This is a genomic window from Variovorax boronicumulans (genome assembly GCF_040544675.1).
Taxonomy (GTDB): Bacteria; Pseudomonadota; Gammaproteobacteria; order Burkholderiales; family Burkholderiaceae_C; genus Variovorax; species Variovorax boronicumulans_D.
The window spans coordinates 29,713-48,307 of record NZ_JBEPKK010000001.1; the positions used below are offsets into that span (position 1 = coordinate 29,713).

Consider the following 18,595-nt stretch of genomic DNA (forward strand, 5'->3'; position numbering starts at 1 on the left):
CCATGGAAGACCGGTTCGAGAATTTCGAGGCGGCGCTGCCGCTCAGCCCCGAGCAGCGCGCCGTGCTCGCGATGCACGGCGGCGCCGCGATGCAGCCGCTCGCGATGGCGGTGGACATCGACGGCGCGCTGGACGAGGCGCGCCTGCACGGTTTCGCGGCCGAGGTGTTGCAGGCGCACGAGTCGCTGCGCCTGGCCGTGCGCGAGGCGCCGGAGCCTTCGGGGTGGCGCCAGCAGCCCCGCGCCACGCTGCCGTCCAGCCACCAGCAGGCCGATGCGCCGATGCAGCCGGGCGACGGCGGCATGGTGCGCATGGGGCTGGCGCGCATCGATGCATCGCGCCATCGGCTGACGCTCCATGCCCACCCGCTGGCGGCCGACGCGGCCAGCCTGGCGACCTTGCTGGCCCGCATCGGCGAAAGCGTCCGGGGGGCGGCCGTGGAAGCCACCGAGCCGTTCCAGTACACGCAGTTCGCCGCATGGCGGGATTCGCTCGCGCAAGACGACGAAGAAGATGCCGTGCAGGGGCGGGCCTACTGGGCCGGCTACATGGCGGACACCGAAGCGCTGGCCGCGCCGCGCCTCGCATCGCGGCAGGCCGCGGCATCGGCGCCCTTGCCGCCAACGTCGCGGCACATCGCCACGCGCGAGCTCGATGCGCGGCTGATCGAGCGCCTCGGCGCGCTGGCCCTGTCGCACGGCGCGGAGGCCGCCGATCTGCTGCAGGCCGCGTGGTGGGCGTTGCTCGCGCGGCTGACGGGTTTCGCCCGCTTCGCCGGAGGTTGGCAGCACGACTGCCGGCGCGACTACGAGGTGATGCAGGGCGCGATCGGCGTGTACGAGAAGGTGCTGCCGGTGCGCGTGGAGATCGGCGCCGAGGAGCCGTTTGCCGACTGGTTGGCGCGATTCACTTCGCAAGCCCGTGCGCATGTGGCGTCGCAGGAGTACTGGACGCTCGATGGGGCCGCCGATGCGGCGCATCTGGCCACCGGCTTCGCGCTGCGCGCGCCCGATGCGCTGCACCCGTCGTGGCAGGTGACGCAGCGCCCGGGGCCGCTGCGCTGCTTCGAGCTCGCGCTGGAGGCCGAATGGTCGGCGCAGCGCGCGGTGCTCACGCTGCATGCCGACGAAGGCCGCCATGCGCAGCCCGCGCTGGAGCGGCTGATGCAGCAGCTGCTCTGCCTGCTGGAGGCCGTCGCCGACAACCCCGCAACGCCGATGCAGGACCTGGCGCTGATCGACGCGGACGAACGCAAGGCCCTGCTCGCGCTGAACGGCGCGCCGCTGGACGTTGGCACGCAGGGCCTTGCCGAGCGCATCGCGCACTGGGCGCGCACGACGCCCGACGCGCCCGCCATCGAAGACGGCGACCAGTGCCTGAGCTATGCAGAACTCGATGCGCGCATCAACCGAATGGCGCGCTGGATGCAGGCGCAGGGCGTGCAGCGCGGCGCGCTGGTCGCGCTCGCGCTGCCGCGTTCACTGGCCCTGCTGGTCGCGATGCTCGCCGCCTGGCGCGCTGGCGCGGGCTACCTGCCGCTCGAACCCGAATGGCCGGCGGCGCGCCGCGCCGCGGTGCTGGCCGATGCGCAGCCCGCCCTGCTGTTGCAGGCCGAACCCGTGCAGGGCGCCTCCGTGTCCGCATGGCGTGTGGACTGCATCGGCGGCATCGACCTGTCGGCCTTCGACGCCTCGGCGCCCGGCGTGCCCTCCGGTCCGCAAGACCTGGCCTATGTGCTCTACACCTCCGGCTCCACCGGCCGCCCCAAGGGCGTGGTGATTGCGCAGGCGCAGCTGCTCAATTACGTGGCCGCCGTGTCCGAGGCGATGCAGCTGCGTCGTTTCCGCCGCTGGGCGCTGACCAGCACCGTGGCGGCCGACCTGGGCAACACGGCGCTGTTCGGCGCCTTCTTCAACGGCGCATGCCTGGTGGTTGCCGGGGCCGACGCAACGAACGATGCCGCTGGATTCACCCGCTTCATGGCCGGGCGCCGCATCGATGCGCTCAAGATCGTGCCCTCGCACCTCGAGGCCCTGCTCGAAGCCGAGGCGCCGGTGCTGCCGCGCCTGCTGGTGCTCGGCGGCGAAGCGGCATCGCGCTCGCTGCTGCAACGCATCGCGCGCGTGGCGCCCGATTGCACGGTCTACAACCACTACGGGCCGACCGAGGCCACGGTCGGCGTCATGGTGCACCGGCTCGATGCCGGCGCGGCCTTCCCCGACCTGCTGCCGCTGTCGCAGGTGCTGGCCAACAACCGCGTGCGCGTGCTCGACCACGCCTTGCGGCTGGCGCCCACCGGCGCGCTGGGCGAGCTCTTCATCGGCGGCGCGCAGCTGTGCCGCGGATACCTCGGCGGCGTGGCGCCGGAGGCCTTTGTAGAGGATCCCTTCCAGCCGGGCGAGCGGCTCTACCGCACCGGTGACCTGGCGTGCGTGCTGCCCGACGGTTCGGTGCGCATCGCGGGGCGCGCGGACCATCAGCTGAAGGTGCGGGGCTTTCGCGTGGAGCCGGGCGAGATCGAAGCCGTGCTGCTGGCGCAGGAGGGCGTGCGCCAGGCGGTGGTGCTGCCCGTGGCCGTTCCCGCCGGCGGCGTGGAGCTGCTGGCTTTCGTGATCGGCGATGCGGCTGGGCTGCGGGAGCGGCTGGCCGCGCTGTTGCCCGCCCACATGGTGCCGGCGCGCTGCGTCGAAACGGCGGGTTTTCCGCGGCTGGCGAACGGCAAGGTCGACCGCCTGGCGCTGGCATCCGCAGCCGCATCGACCGTGCCTGCACCCGATGAAGCGGCCCAGGCCCCGCGCGATGCGCTGGAGCATCTCCTGGCCGCGGGCATGGCGGATCTGCTCGGGCGCAGCGCCGTCGGCGTGGACGACGACTTCTTCGAGCTCGGCGCGCATTCGCTGCTGGTGATCAAGCTGGCCGCGCGCATCCGCCGGCTGCTGCGTGTGGAGATCGCGCCGGGGCTGGTGTTCGACCACCCGAGCGTCTCGACCCTGGCGCGCGCCGTGCGCGCCGCGAGCACCGACCCCGCAGAGACGGAACAGCTCGCCGATGCCTGGCGCCTTGCCGCCGAGGCCACAACTTCTTGAACGGAAAAGCCTGATGAACGAGATGACGAAGCTGCCGAAGATGGCGGCGCAACGGGAAGCGCAAGCGGCCACTGAAGCGATTGCCGTCTGCACGCTGCCCGGCGAGGCGGTGGCGATGTCCTTCGCGCAGCAGCAACTCTGGTTCCTGCAGAACCTGGAGCCGCAGCTCACGGCCTACAACCTGCCGCGCGTGTTCCGCCTGAAGGGCCCGCTGGACGCCGACGCGCTGGAGCGCGGGTTCCAGGCGCTGGCTGCGCGCCATGCGGTGCTGCGTACCCGCTTCTTCAACCGCGACGGCGCGGCGCTGCAGATGGTGCAGGAGGAGGCCGCTTTCGGCATCGAGCGCATCGACCTGCGGGGCGAAACGCCCGCGTTGCGCGAAGAAAAACTCGACGAAGCGGTGCGCCGCACCGTCTCGCACGTGTTCGACCTGGGCACGGCGCCCGCGCTCGTGGCACGGCTGGTCCGGCTCGGGGAAGCGGAACATGTGCTCGCCATCTGCCTGCATCACATCGTCTCCGATGCGTGGTCGAACCCGATCCTGGCCAAGGACCTGGCCGACGCCTACGCCGCCGCACGGCGCGAACCCGGTCCTGTGCGCCTGCCGGCGCTGCCGCTGCAGTACGCGGACTACGCGCGCTGGCAGCGCGAGCGCGAAGCCGCCGGCGCGATGCAGCGCGACCTGGACCACTGGAACGCGCACCTGGGCGCCGAAGTGCCGGCGCTCGACCTGCCGACCGACCATGCCCGGCCCGAACAGCTGGGCTTCGACGGCGCGCTGACTCACTTCGCGCTCGACGCGCCACTCGCCGATGCGCTGCTGAAGCTCTGCCGCACCGAGCGCAGTACGCCTTTCGTGGTGCTGTTCGCCGCATGGCAGGTGCTGCTCGCGCGCTACAGCGGGCAGTACGACTTTGCGGTGGGCGTGCCGTCGGCGGGCCGGCATCGCGAGGAGCTGCACGGGCTGCTGGGCTTCTTCGTCACCACGCAGGTGTTCCGCGCGCGGCTCAGCCCGCGGATGTCGCTGCGCGAGGTCTGCCGGCAGGTGCGCACCGATGTGCTGGCCGCGCTGGACCATGCGGATCTGCCCTTCGACGTGCTGCTCGCGAGCCGCACCGACCGGCGCGAGCCGGGCCGCACGCCGCTGTTCCAGGTCATGTTCGGCCTGCAGATGGAAGACGGCGCCGCGGGGCCCGGCTTCGAGGGCCTGCAGGTCGAGCAGTTGCCCGCGCCGCACCGCAGCGCGAAGTTCGAGCTCTCGCTGGACCTCACCATCACCGGCGCGCAGGTGCGCGGCCGGCTCGAATACAACACTGCGCTGTACGACCGGGCCACTGTCGAGCGGATGACCGGCGCCTACCTGGAGGTGCTGCGGCACATGGCGGCCGATGCCGGGCGCGCCAGCGGGAGCTTTGCGCTCACCGATGCCGCCGACCGGCAGCGCCTTGCGCAATGGGAGGGCGATGCGCGCCGACGCGACCATCACCATCCTGTGGAGCCGATCCATCGGCTCTTCGAGCGGCACGCGGCAGCCCGGCCCGATGCGGCGGCGCTGGCCTCCGGCGACCAGGTACTGAGCTATGGCGAACTGAACGCGCGCGCCAACCGCCTCGCGCACCACCTGCTGGCGCGGAGCGTGAAGCCCGAGACGCTGATCGGCATCGCGGTGGAGCGCTCGGCCGATACGGTGGTCGGACTGCTCGCCATCCTGAAAGCCGGCGCGGCCTACCTGCCGCTGGACCCGGACTATCCGCGCGAGCGCCTGGCCTACATGATCGAAGACGCCGGCATCGCGCTGCTGCTCACGCAGCATGCGGTGCGCGAGAAGATTCCGGCGCCCGGCAGCATGGCGGTGCTCGAACTCGACACGATCGACCTGTCGGGCGAGCCCGCGCACGATCCGCGCGTCGAAGTGGGCCCGGAGAACCTGGCCTATGTGATCTACACCTCGGGCTCCACGGGGCGGCCCAAGGGCGCGCAGCTGTGCCACCGCAACGTGGCGCGGCTGCTCGCGGCCACCGACCCATGGTTCGGCTTCGGGCCGGACGATGTGTGGACGCTGTTCCACTCCTGCGCCTTCGACTTCTCGGTGTGGGAAATCTTCGGCGCGCTGTGCACCGGCGGCAAGCTGGTGGTGGTGCCTTACTGGGTGAGCCGGTCGCCGGAAGACTTTCTGTCGCTGCTCGCGCGCGAACGCGTGACGGTGCTGAACCAGACGCCCTCGGCCTTCGGGCAGCTCACGCGGCTGCCCGCGTTGGCGGACGAGAGCCTGGCGCTGCGCTGCGTGATCTTCGGCGGCGAGGCGCTGGAGCCCGAGACGCTGCGTTCGTGGATGGACCGCTTCGGGGACGCATCGCCGCGGCTGGTCAACATGTATGGCATCACGGAAACGACGGTCCACGTGACCTACCGGCCGATCACCCGGCGCGACCTCGGCGCCGGGCGCAGCCCCATCGGCGTGCCGATTCCCGACCTGGGCCTGCGCGTGCTGGACGGCGAGCTGAACGCGGCGCCCATCGGCGTGCCCGGCGAGCTGTATGTGGCGGGCGAAGGCCTGGCGCGCGGCTACCTGGGGCGGCCCGGCCTGAGCGCCGAGCGCTTCATCGCCGACCCGTTCGACGCCGGGGCGGGCGCGGGTGGCGGCCGGCTCTACCGCACGGGCGACCTGGCGCGATGGAACGAGGACGGCGAGCTCGAATACCTGGGCCGCATCGACCACCAGGTGAAGGTGCGGGGCTTCCGCATCGAGCTCGGCGAGATCGAGGCGCAGCTGCTCATGCAGCCCGAGGTGCGCGAAGCGGTGGTGCTCGCCAGGGACGGCCCCGGCGGCACTTGGCTGGCCGGCTACGTGTCGGCCAAGGCCGGGCAGGCGCTGGACCCGGCCCGGCTGCGCGAGCGGCTCGGCCTGCAATTGCCCGACTACATGGTGCCCGGCGTCATCGTGGCGCTCGAGGCGCTGCCGCTGAACGCCAACGGCAAGGTCGACCGCAAGGCCCTGCCCGAACCTGCGTTCGCCGCGAGCACTGCCTACGAGGCACCGCAGGGCGAGACGGAGCAAGTGCTGGCCGCCATCTGGGCGCAGGTGCTGGGCGTCGAACGCGTGGGGCGCAACGACAACTTCTTCGAGCTCGGCGGCCATTCGCTGATGGCGCTCGGCCTGCTGGAGCGTATCCGCGCGCACGGCTGGGCGGTGCAGGTGCGCACGCTGTTCCAGTGGCCGCAGCTCGCGCGTTTTGCGCAGGCGGTCGAGCAGGAGCAGTTGCAGGCGCGGCGTGAGGTGGTCGTGCCGCCGAACGGCATTCCCGAGGGCTGCACATTCCTTCGCCCCGAAATGATCACGCTCATGGCACTCGATGCGCCGCAACTGCGACGCATCGAGGCCGCGGTGCCTGGCGGGGCGGCCAACATACAGGACATCTATCCGCTGGTGCCCTTGCAGGAGGGGATGCTCTTTCACCATCTCTTGCAAACGGAGGGCGACGCGTATGTCACATCGAGCGTTCTTGGGTTTGACAGCCGCGAGCGGCTCGAGCGTTTCGTGCAGAGCTTCAACGAGGTGATCGCGAGACACGACATCCTGCGAACCGCAGTGATCTGGGAGGATCTGGCCGAACCGGTGCAGGTGGTGTTCCGGCGCGCACCGATGCAGCTGCAGTGGCTCGACGAAGGCGCGCCGCCGCCGGAAGGCTGCGCCGCGCACTGGAGCGCCGCGCAGCGCCTGGCGCACCACGCCGCCCCGGAACGCTATCGCATCGACGTGCGGCGGGCGCCGATGATTCACGCCGTTGCGGTGCACGATCCCGAGACGCAGCGATGGTTGCTGCAGCTGCTCAATCATCACCTGGTGGACGACAACACCACCTTGAAGCTGGTCGTCAAGGAGATCGCGCTCATCCAGCACGGTCGGCGCGACGAGCTGCCGGTGCCCGTGCCCTTCCGCCAGTTCGTGGCGCAGGCCAAGGGCGGCATGAGCCGGGCGGAGCACGAGGCGTTCTTCGGGAAGATGCTCGGCGATGTGATGGAAACCACGGCGCCCTTCGGCCTGCTCGACGTGCAGGGCGACGGCTCGACGGCGGAAAGCGTACGGGTGCCGCTGGAGCCGGCTCTCGCAAAAAAGGTGCGAGAGCAGGTGCAGCGGCATGGCGTGAGTGCGGCAACGTTGTTCCACCTTGCGTGGGGGCTGGTGGTGGCACGGGCCTCCGCAAGGGACGATGTCGTCTTCGGCACCGTGCTGTTTGGCCGCATGCAAGGGGGCGAGTCGGCGCTGGGCCTGTTCATCAACACCTTGCCATTGCGTCTGACGCTGGGCGCGCAGACGGTCGAAGAGTGCCTGCGTCAGACCCATGCAATGCTCAGCGGCCTGCTGCATCACGAACATGCCAGCCTCTCGCTCGCGCAGCGCTGCAGCGGCATGCCCGGCGGCGCGCCGTTGTTCACGTCGCTCCTGAACTGCCGTCATGCGGCACCACGAACGAGTGAGGCGTCCGACGAATGGGCCGGCGTCGAAATGATCGGAAGCCGCGAACGCAGCAACTATCCGCTGGCCATGTCGGTGGACGATACGGGTGAGAGTTTCGAGATCGGCGCGCAGGTGACGGCAACGATCGGCGCGCGCCGTGTCTGCGGCTTCATGCAGGAGGCCGTGCGCGCGCTGGTGACGGCGCTGGCCGCGCATCCGTCGAAGCGCATGTCCGAACTCGACACGATGACCGGCGACGAGAAAGCGCTGTTGCGCACATGGGGCGTGAACCCGCACGGCGTGGTGGAAGCGCTCGGTACGAGCGGCGAGGCGCAGACCGTCATCGGTGCCTTCGAGCTTCAGGCGCGAACCCGTCCCGATGCCACCGCGCTGCTCTTCGACGAGCAGGTGTTGAGCTACAGCGAACTGAACGAGCGGGCCAACAGGCTGTCGCACCGGCTCATCGCGCTGGGTGTGCGGCCCGAGGCCAAGGTCGGCATTGCGCTGGAGCGCTCGGTCGAGATGATGGTCGGGCTGCTCGCGATCCTGAAGGCGGGCGCCGCCTACGTGCCGCTGGATCCGGAGTACCCCGAACAGAGGCTGGCCTACATGCTCGAGGACAGCGGCGTCGCGCTCTTGCTGACGCAAGGCCGCATCCGTTCGCGCGTGCCCGGCAGCGAAGCGTTGACGGTGCTGGAGATCGATACGCTCGATGTCGGCGGCGAGCCCTGCCATGACCCGCGCGTGCCGCTGCACGGCGAGAACCTCGCCTACGTGATCTACACCTCGGGTTCGACCGGCAAGCCCAAGGGCGCGGCGGTGCGCCATGGCGCGCTGTTCAGTTGCATGCGGTGGATGCAGGACACCTACCATCTCACGCAGGCCGACACGGTGCTGCACAAGGCGCCGTTCGGCTTCGATGTGTCGGTGTGGGAGATGTTCTGGCCGCTCACCTCGGGCGTGCGACTGGTGGTGGCCCGGCCGGACGATCACCGCGATCCCGAGCGGCTGGTGCAACTGATCCAGCGCCACCAGATCACGACGCTGAATTTCGTGCCCTCGATGCTGCAGGCCTTTCTGGCGCATGACGGCATCGAAGCCAGCACCCGTCTGCGCCACATCATCTGCGGCGGCGAGGCCATGCCCGCGGCCACGCAGAAGGAGGCGCTGGAGCGCTTGCGCGGCGCGGGCCTCCAGAACCTGTACGGGCCGACCGAGACAACGATCCACGTCACGCACTGGGCCTGTCGCAACGACGGGCGGAACCAGGTGCCGATCGGGCGGCCGATCTCGCAGACGCAGACTTATGTGCTGGACGCCGGGATGAACCTGGTGCCACAAGGCGTGGCCGGCGAGCTCTACCTGGGCGGCATCAGCCTGGCGCGGGGCTACCTGAACCGCGCGGGCCTGACGGCCGAACGCTTCGTCGCCGATCCGTTCGACGCGCAGGGCGGGCGCCTCTATCGCACCGGCGACCTGGTGCGCTGGAGTGCGGAAGGGCAGATCGAGTACCTGGGCCGCATCGATCACCAGGTGAAGATCCGGGGCCTGCGGATCGAACTGGGGGAGGTCGAGGCCCAATTGCTGGCCCAGCCCGGCGTGCGCGAGACCGTGGTCGTGGCGCGCGAGGGGCAGGGCGGCACGCGGCTTGTGGGCTACGTCGGCAGCGGCGATGCCATCGACGTTGCGCAGCTCAGGGCCGCGCTGGGCCGGGTGTTGCCCGACTACATGGTGCCCGCCGCCATCGTGGTGATGGGGAAGCTGCCGTTGAACGCCAACGGCAAGATCGACCGCAAGGCGCTCCCCGAGCCCGAACTCGCAGGCACAGACGCCGCCTACGAGGCCGCGGAGGGAAGCGTTGAAGCGGCGTTGGCGCGCTGCTGGGTCGAGGTGTTGGGCGTGGCGCGCGTGGGCCGCCACGACAACTTCTTCGAGCTCGGCGGCGATTCCATTCTCAGCTTGCAGATCGTGGTGCGCATGCGCAAGGCAGGCTGGCGGATCACACCCCGGCAACTGTTCGAGCGGCAGACCGTGGCACAGCTGGCATCGGTGGCGGAACGGCTGGAGGATGCGCCGCGCCGCCCGGCCAGCCGGATCGAGGGCGATGTACCGCTGCTGCCGATCCAGGCCGACTTTCTGGGCAAGGGCCTGGCTGTGCCCAGTCACTGGAATCAGGCGATCCTGTTGCAGCCTCGCCGCAGGATCGACCTGACAGTCCTGCGCCGCGCATTGGAAGCGGTGGTCGCTCATCACGACGCCTTCAGGCTGCGCTTCACACCGGGTGTCGGTGGCGAATGGACCCAGCGTTACGAAGATGCTTCGGTGGACCAGCTTCGGGAGTTGCTGTGGGTGCGCAAGGCCAGGGATGGCGTGCAGATCGAAGCGCTGTGCGACGAGGCCCAGCGCAGCCTGGATATCGAGCGCGGAGTGCTGTTTCGCGCGCTGGCGATCGAGGTCGAGGACGGCAGCCAGCGACTGCTGCTGGCGATCAACCACCTGGCGATCGACGGCGTGTCGTGGCGAATCCTGCTCGAGGACCTCGGTGCCGCGTACGAAGCCGGCGCGCAGGGCATGGGCATTGCGCTGCCCGACAAAACCAGCAGCTACAAGGACTGGGCGCTGGCGTTGCAGGACCATGCCGAGCAACTGCTGTCCAGCGAGACGGAACTGGCGCATTGGCAATCGATGGCGGGCGTGCCGGCCGAACTGCCTTGCGACCGGCCGGACGGCGCAGCCACCGTGGCCGAGCAGGCCGAAGTCGAGTTGCGGCTGGATCGAGCCGCGACCGACGCCTTGCTGAGGGACGCGCCGGCCGCCTACCGCACCCAGGTCAACGACATTCTCCTGACGGCGCTCGGCCGTGCGCTGTGCGCATGGAGCGGGCACTCGCGCATCCTTGTCGATCTTGAAGGCCACGGGCGCGAAGACCTGTTCGAGGGCATTGACCTGACGCGCACCGTGGGCTGGTTCACCAGTGCCTATCCGGTGGCGCTGGCGCCACTGGGCGAACCGGGCGAGGCGCTCAAACGGGTGAAGGAAAGCTTGCGCGGAATTCCGGGCAGGGGACTGGGCTTCGGCCTGCTGCGCCAGCGCGATGCGTCCCGCATGGCGGCGCTGCCCAAGGCTCAGGTGGTGTTCAACTACCTGGGGCAGTTCGACGGCGAATTCGATGCACAGGCCCCATGGGCGCCCGCCGCCGAGGGCATGGGGGTGACGGTGAATGCGAGCGCACCGCTCGGGCACGAATTCCTGGTCAACGGCCAGGTGTATGCGGGCGAACTGGCCTTGCGCGTGATGTACAGCCGGGCACGCCACGACACCGCCAGCGTCCGGCAATGGGTGGAGGGCTTCAGGCAGGAACTGCTGGCGCTCGTCGCGCACTGCACCAGCGGTCTTGCAGAGGCGCAGGGCGTGACGCCGAGCGATTTTCCGCTGGTGGCGGCCATGCCCATGCCGACGTTGGACGCGCTGCTGTCGCGCCTGCCGGTGGCCGCGTCGGAGATCGAGAACATCTACCCGCTCACGCCGGGCCAGCAAGGCATGCTGGTCGAATGCACCATCGCGCCGGCCACCGAGGTCGATATCGTCCAGACGCTGGTGCAGATGCAGGACCTCGATCTGGCGAAGCTGCGCGCGGCCTGGCAGGCCACGGTGGCTCGGCACGCGGTGCTGCGGACCGGCTTCCATTGGCTGTCCGATGCGGAGCCGGTGCAGGTGGTCCTTCGCCAGGCGGAAACGGTCATCGAGTCGCTCGACTGGCGCGGCCTTCATGCCGATGAAGCTGCTCTGGAGGCTGCCTGGGAAGCCCTGTGCGAGCGCGAGCGCGGGCGCGGCTTCGACATGGCGTGCCCGCCGCTGGCACGCTGGACGGTGGTGCGGGTTGACGAGCGGGCCTATCGCCTGGCGTGGACGTGGCATCACGTCCTGTTCGACGGCTGGAGCGGCTCCCGCGTGACGGGCGAACTGTTTGCGTTCTATGCGGGCGAGCGCGTGGCATCGGCACTGCAGCCCTATGCGGATTTCGTCGGCGCCGTGCGCGCCGCCGGCCATGCAGGCCCTGCCGAGGTCGCTTATTGGCGCGGCCGCTACGAGGACATCGGCCGTGCGCCGACGCTGTTGTCCGATGTGCCGATGCAGCAATGGTCGCGCCACGGATGCAACAGCATCAAGGCAAGGATCGGCGCTGACACAGTGCGCGCATTGCGCGCAGTGGCGCAGGCCGAACAGGTGACGATGAACACGTTGATGCAGGCCGCGTGGAGTGTGCTGCTGATGCAAGGCACAGGTCGCGAGGCCGCCTGTTTCGGCGTGACCATGTCCGGCCGTTCGCTGGAGATGCGGGGCATCGACGACGTGGTGGGCCTGTGCATGAACAGCTTGCCGCTGATGCTGCGCCCCGAGCGCATGCTGGGCGTGGGCGCGTGGTTGAGACAGATCGTGTCGGCCAACCTCGAACTGCGCCAGCGTGAGCATGCGTCGCTGCCGGCCATCCAGGGATGGCTGGGCCGGCCCGGACAGCCGCTCTACGACTCGCTGATGATCTTCGAGAACTATCCGGTCGACGAAGCGGTGGCGCGCGGGGCGGGCGCCCGGCTGGGCATTCGCGCATCGTCCGACCGCGGGATTCTCGGGGTGCCTTTGCTGTTGATCATCGAGACCAAGGGCGACGAACTGCTTCTGACGCTGGAGTACGCGCGGGACGTGTTCGACGACGACGGCATGGCGGCACTCGCTGAACGGATGTGCGTCGTGCTGGATGTGCTGCACGAAGGGGTGGGCGGGACGGTGGCATCGTTGCTGGATGAGATACCGGCGGCCCGCATCGGGCTGTTGAAGTCCCTCGCGACGGGTTCCGCCAATCCAGCGGCGCCCACGGATGTACAGGCGGACGTGCTGCTGGCGTCGATGGGCGCGCTCTGGCAAGGTCTTCTCGCGGATGCTGGCGATCCCGGCCTTCCTGCGTCGATGCTGCACGACGGGAATTTCTTCGAACTGGGGGGGGATTCTCTTCTGGCGGGTCGTCTCGTTCTGCAATGGAACGCGCACGCCGGTACAAAGCAGATGCAGGTGCGCAAGATGCGCCTCGCCGACGTGTTCGAGCAGCCCGTGATGCGCGAACTGGTCGCCGCGCTGCGGGCCTGACCGGCGCCAGGGCGCTGCCAAAGAAAAAGCGCCCGTTGCCGAGATGGCAACGGGCGCTTTGCTTTGTGCGCCGACTGTGAAAAATCAGAACTGGTATCTGGCCGAGGCGACCACCGTCCGTTCGTTGCCGGGATAGTAGTTGTTGTATGCGCGCGAAGCGGTGTACTTGCGATTGGCCAGGTTGGTCGCCGAGAGCGAAAGACGCCACGGGCCGGTCGTGTAGTGCACCGTCGCGTCCAGCAGCGCGACGCCGCCTTCGGCCGAGGTGTTGGTCACGTTGTTCCAGCGTCTGCCGATGTAGCGCACGCCGCCGCCGAACCCGATGCCGTTGCTCAGGGTGTAGTCGAGCCACAGGGAAGCGGATTGCTTGGGAACCTGGATCGGCATCTTTCCGAGCTCGCTTGTGTTGGCGCTCTCGAGCACCTTCATGTTGAGCACGGTATAGGAGGCAGTGAGGTTCAGGTCGCGAGCCAGTTCGGCCTTGGCTTCGAGTTCGAGGCCACGCGAGCGGATGCGGCCGATCTGACGGGCCTCAAAGGTGTCCTGATCGTAGGTGACCACGTTCGACTTGCGCAGGTCGAAGACGGCTGCCGTGAACGACGTGCGTGAGCCTTCAGGCTGATACTTGATGCCGGCTTCGACCTGCTTGCCGCGCGTCGGCTGCAAGGGGTTGCCGCTGAGGTCGACGCCGCTGGTCGGCAGGAAGGACGTGGCATAGCTGACATACGGCGCCCAACCGTTGCCGATCAGGTAGCTCAGGCCCGCACGGCCGCTGAACTTGTTGTCGGTCTGGCCTTTGCGGGTGCTGTTGATGCGATCGGTGGTATCGGACTTCACACGATCCTGGCGTCCGCTGAACGTGAGCACCCAGCGGTCGTCGATCTTGATCTGGTCCTGCGCGTAGAAACCGAGCTGCTGGGTGATCTGGGTGTAGTTGCTCTCGGGGACGAGCGGCTCTTGTATCGGCAAGAGGTTGACGGGGTTGCGCAGGTCCAGGCTGGGTGCCGGCCCCGAGAACTCCTTGGACGTGTAGCGGATGCGGGTCGCGTCGAAGCCGAACAGCAGCGTGTGCTCGACGTTCCCGGTACGAACACGGCCCTGCAACTGTGCGTCCGAGCTCCACTGGCTGTACCACTCCGGAAAGGAGCGCGCGTTTCGCTCGAGCGTGTAGTTGTCCGGCAGCAGGGTGTCGCGCAGGATGTGCTTGTCGACGCGGGCGTTGGAGTAGCGCAGGTTGTGGCGCACCGTCCAGTTGTCGTTCACGTGGTGTTCGAACAGGTAGCCCAACGATTCCTGGCGGTTCCGGATACGGCTGAACTTGGGGTCGCCGCGGACGATGCCGGTGTTGCGGCCCGCGTTGTCCATGACATAGAAGACGTCGTCGCCGGCCTTGTTGTCGAGAAATTCGCCGAGCAACGTGAACGACGTGTCGGCCGAGGGCTGCCAGCGCAGCGACGGGGCCAGGTACGTGCGCTTGTTTGCGAACGGCGTGCCGTCTCCGTAGCGCATCTGCGAATTGGTGTCCAGACCGAGGCCGATCAGGCGGTAGCTCAGGGTGTCGCTGGCGACCCCACCCAAATCGAAGGCCAGTTGCTTGCGCTGGAAGTTGCCGTACTTCACCTCGACCTCGCGAACGGGCGTGTTGCTCGGCATCTTGCTCACGCGGTTGATGATGCCGCCGGCATCGCCCTGGCCGAAGACCACGGAGGCCGGTCCGCGCAGCACTTCGACGCGCTCCAGGCCGTAGGGCTCGGTCAGGGAATAGCCAGGCATGACGAGGCCGTCGCGGTAGCCCGCGATGCCCGATGTCGCGTCGAAGCCGCGCATCAGGATCCAGTCGATGCCCCGGGGGTCGAAGCCCCAGTTGCTGACCGCGACACCGGGTGTGTAGCGCACGGCTTCCATGATGTCCTGGACGCCGCGCGCATCCATTTCTTCGCGCCCGATGACCGAGATCGACTGCGGGACCTCGATCAGCGGCGTGTCGGTTTTCGTGCCTGTCGCGCTGCGACGCGCCACATATCCACGCACCGGACCGGTGGCGGTTTCCGGTTGTTCGCCGCTTACCGTGATCTGCGGCAGCGTGTTGGTTGGCGCGGCCGGTTCAGGTGCACGAGCGGTCTGGGCCGGGGCTGCAAGACTCAGGAGTGCGACGGCGGTCCCGAAGGCCGCCGTGAGCGAAGCGTTGAGCAGGCGTTGCCGCGGCAATGAAAGAGGACGCATGAAGAAAAGACTCCCAAAAGAGTTATCGATAATTCGCGGCTCATTTTAATGAGAATGGTTCTTATTCTCTGGAAATGAAGCAGTTCTGTTGCAGTACGACAACGAGACCGGTGCGCTCAGAGGTGAGGGGCCAGCAGGATCAAGCCTTGATGCATGGCGGGGAACAGGCTGCGGTTGAAGTTGTTCCAGCGCAATTCGAGGATCGAGTCCTCCGGGCTGATGTCGGTACCGAGCACGTCGAAGATGACTTCTCCCGAATCGATGCCGTTGTCCACGTAGTGCAGCGACGCGCCGGTCTTGACGACCGGCTTTGTCGCCACTTTGCGCATCGTCTGCCAATCGACCACCTTCTCGCCGCGGGCGCCGTGCAAGGCGTCGAGCGTTGCGTAAGCGCCGCGTCGCTGGAACGGCGATTCGAGGCGTGTGATGCCGGGGTGGATGTTGACGATCTTCCGGTGGAAACGGCTGCCGGGACGCACCAGTTCATCGAGGATGACCAGCAGGCCGTCGAGCACGACCACGTCGGCCTGGAGCGTCAACAGCTTGTCGAGCAACTGGCGCTCGAAGGCGCCTTTGCCGGCGACGCGCCCGGGATCGGCCAGCGGCAAGCGCCGGTACGACGAAGGCACGGCATGCAGCATGTCCCGCAGCAGCCGGCCTTGCGCGCGCAGGTCCTTCGGGAAGATCCATTGCCTGTCGGGGCTGCACGAAAAACCGTAGTCGGCCAGCGCGGCCTGGTCCCGGGGCAGCTGCTCGTCGTCGTCGTAGACGATGCCCTCGAGCGAGTAGGCATCGCCCAGCGAGGTCGTATCCAGGGCCTCGGCCAGATACTCGAGCGGCGACTTCATGTAGCGGGGTTGCCCCTTGTAGTCGACATGCTGGCCCGCCTTGTCGGCGGCGGCGTTGCGCAGGGAGAGGACGTAGACGAGTTTGGCCTTGTTGGACATGGGTAGTGAGGGATGGAGTGGCGTGGGAGGTTCTCCAGAGGAAGACGCGGTACCCGACGATCTGTTCACCGGTCGCCTCCTGGCGCGGGCCGCGGCGCCAGCGGGCAGGCACCGCAGTAGCCCTCGCCGGGCAGCAGATGGCGCAGGCAACATTGCCGGTGCAGCTTCAGCAGGACCGGGCGTTCGCCGTGAAGACGGACGACTTCGAGCTGCCGCCCATGGAGCGGATTGATGCGGGGCGGTGCCGACCACATGGCACTGTTCAGCAGCCAGTCGCGGTCCTGAACCACATGAGATGCGCCACCGGTCAGCTCCACGCCCTTGTCGAGCAGGTATTCGAGATGGCGTGCCACATTGCCCCAGAGAATCTTCGGGGCCAGGCGTGTCGATTCCGAAAGCGTGCCCAGGAGTGGCGCCAGGTGCTGCCACAGCAATGGCGCGTAGCGTTGCGCTGTGTCGGCACCCTGCAGCGATTCGCCCAGGGTCTGAACATGGAAACCGACGGGCACGCCGTGGTCGTCGAGGCGCACCCAGGTCTGCGCAGCCGCCACCGGAAAAACGTGTTGCAGCAGGCTGGCTGCAGCCACCACGGGCGGCAGAAGCATCCCGAGATACGCGAGGCTCCAGGTCGAAGCGATGGGCCGCAGATCGGGCCCGGCGCAGCCCCTGAACCGTGCGTACCTTCGAAGAACCTCGGCAAGGGCGGGACTGCCGGGCGGCAGCAAGTCGCACACCCGCAAGGCATCGGCAGGAATGTGCTCCGAGCATTGCAGCCCTTCGCCCAGGGGCGCCAGCTCGCCCTGGAAGATCGGTGCCAGCAACGGAATCATGGGCCGGCTCTCCAAGGAGTGGCAAGGTGCGGCCGGGGATGCATGCACAGAAGACGCCGCGGTGCTTGCGAATGTTCACGCGGGGCTGTGCGGCACGGTCCGCTCAAGCGCCCGATGAACATCGGGCGCGCCGGGCCGTCTATGAGAAGGGCGGCGTTGCGCTGCCGCAATCGCCCCGACGGGCGGAAAGACTTCTTGCATGACATCGAGCGGCCATGGCAATCGCGCGGAGGTAGCGCGCTTGCTCCAACCCTTTCTTCCCTGGATCCTGCTGTCGCTGGCGACAGGCATCTGCGCCGGTGCGGCCACGGTGTTCCTGCTGCGCACCATCAACGTCGTTCTGAATCAGCCCGGCGGTATGGCCGGCGGCCTGTTGCTGACCTTCATCGTGCTGTGCCTGGTCGCGCTGTTCGGCCGAATGGCTTCCGATATGTCGACCAACTTCGTCGGGCAGCGCCTGGTGGCACAGGTGCGCAAGAGCCTGGCCCAGAAGATTCTGTCGGCGCCCATCGATGCGCTCGAGCGCTACCGCACGCACCGCCTCATGCCCGTGCTGTCGCAAGACGTGGACATGATCAGTGACGTCGCTTTCGTGTTGTCCTCCACGCTGATCGCCGTGGCCATCGCACTTGGCTGCCTCGGGTACCTGGCCTGGTTGTCGCTGCCGCTGTTCGGGTTGCTGGTCATTGCGCTGGTTGTGGGCGGGGGTGTCCAGATCCTGGCGCAGACCCGCGCCGAAGTCGGCTTCTGGAAGGCGCGCGAGCACGAGGACCAGCTGCACAAGGCCTACCGCCAGATCAGCGAGGGCGCCAAGGAGCTGCGCATGCACCGCGAGCGCCGCACCCGCATGTTCGGCGGCCAGATCGAGCACATCGTCGACAAGATCCGCAGCGTCAACGGCCGCGCCATCAACACCTATGTGATCGCCACCGCTTTCGGCTCGGCCCTGTTCTTTCTGCTGATCGCGCTGATTCTGGGATGGGCCGCGTTCAGCACGACCGAGCCCGTGGTGCTCAGCGGTTTTGTACTGGTGATGCTGTTCCTGAAGGGGCCGATCGACCAGATCGCCGGCACGCTGCCCAGCGTGGGCCGCGCCAAGGTGGCCTTCCAGCGCATCGCCGACCTGTCGGCGCGCTTCGCCAGCCCCGAACCGCACTTGCACCTTGGGCGCGCCGGCGGCAAGGAGGCGTTGGCCGAGGGCATCGGCATGCGCGGCGTGCGCTATGCCTTCGACGCACCGGAGGGCGGCGAGCCGTTCGTGCTCGGCCCTATCGACCTGTCGCTGCGCCGCGGCGAGATGGTGTTCGTGGTGGGCGACAACGGCTCCGGCAAGACCACGCTGATCAAGCTTCTGCTCGGCCTCTACGCGCCGCAGCAGGGGGATGTGTTGCGCGACGGCGCCGTGGTGACACCCGAGGCGCGCGACGACTACCGGCAGCTCTTCACCACCGTGTTCTCGGACTTCTACCTGTTCGAGGACCTGGCCGGCGACGGCCAGGGCGAAGAGGGCGCGCACGGACTGCCGCAGACGGCGCTGCCCTACCTGCAGCGCCTGGAAATCGCCCACAAGGTCAGCATCAAGGACGGCTCGTTCAGCACCGTCGATCTCTCCACCGGACAGCGCAAGCGCCTGGCGCTGGTGCATGCCTACCTCGAAGGCCGGCCGGTGCTGGTGTTCGACGAGTGGGCTGCCGACCAGGACCCGGCCTTCCGCCACCTGTTCTACACCGAGCTGCTGCCCGAGCTGCGCGCCAAGGGGCACCTGCTCGTGGTCATCTCGCACGACGACCGCTACTTCCACGTGGCCGACCGCGTCATCACCATGAAGGCCGGACGCATTGCGGAAGACCGGGCCCGCGCCCCGGCGAGCCTGGCCGCGTGAAGGCTCGCGCCGTCTCGATCGCATCC

Annotated in this window: 6 protein-coding genes; 3 read left to right on the forward strand and 3 right to left on the reverse strand. The window is 68.4% G+C overall.

Annotated elements, in window-relative coordinates:
* The first annotated feature begins 2 nt into the window (after positions 1 to 2).
* Together ABIC90_RS00105 and ABIC90_RS00110 are read left to right on the forward strand one after the other, a co-directional pair.
* Positions 3 to 3,086, forward strand: coding sequence for a non-ribosomal peptide synthetase (locus ABIC90_RS00105; protein ID WP_354352004.1), 3,084 nt, complete (start codon positions 3 to 5; stop codon positions 3,084 to 3,086).
* 13 nt (positions 3,087 to 3,099) lie between these two features.
* Entirely contained in the window at positions 3,100 to 12,687 is a 9,588-nt protein-coding gene (locus tag ABIC90_RS00110) for an amino acid adenylation domain-containing protein (protein WP_354352005.1), read from the forward strand.
* A gap of 84 nt (positions 12,688 to 12,771) precedes the next feature.
* Here ABIC90_RS00110 and ABIC90_RS00115 read toward each other — a convergent pair whose 3' ends face one another.
* The 3 genes from ABIC90_RS00115 to fhuF all read right to left on the reverse strand — a co-directional run bounded on the left by ABIC90_RS00115 (position 12,772) and on the right by fhuF (position 16,687).
* The gene (locus ABIC90_RS00115; protein WP_354352006.1) at positions 12,772 to 14,910 is read right to left on the reverse strand and encodes a TonB-dependent siderophore receptor; all 2,139 of its coding nucleotides are present in this window, start codon (positions 14,908 to 14,910) and stop codon (positions 12,772 to 12,774) included.
* Between the two features lie 116 nt (positions 14,911 to 15,026).
* Positions 15,027 to 15,857, reverse strand: a complete 831-nt coding sequence (locus tag ABIC90_RS00120) for a formyltransferase family protein (protein ID WP_354352007.1) — start codon at positions 15,855 to 15,857, stop codon at positions 15,027 to 15,029.
* A 65-nt stretch (positions 15,858 to 15,922) separates the two neighbouring features.
* Complete coding sequence (fhuF, locus tag ABIC90_RS00125) at positions 15,923 to 16,687, reverse strand: siderophore-iron reductase FhuF (RefSeq protein ID WP_354352008.1); 765 nt, start codon at positions 16,685 to 16,687, stop codon at positions 15,923 to 15,925.
* A 199-nt stretch (positions 16,688 to 16,886) separates the two neighbouring features.
* Here fhuF and ABIC90_RS00130 point away from each other — a divergent pair, with 199 nt between their 5' ends.
* Positions 16,887 to 18,569: a cyclic peptide export ABC transporter gene (locus ABIC90_RS00130; protein WP_354352009.1), complete on the forward strand. Its 1,683-nt coding sequence runs from the start codon at positions 16,887 to 16,889 to the stop codon at positions 18,567 to 18,569.
* Positions 18,570 to 18,595: the final 26 nt, after the last annotated feature.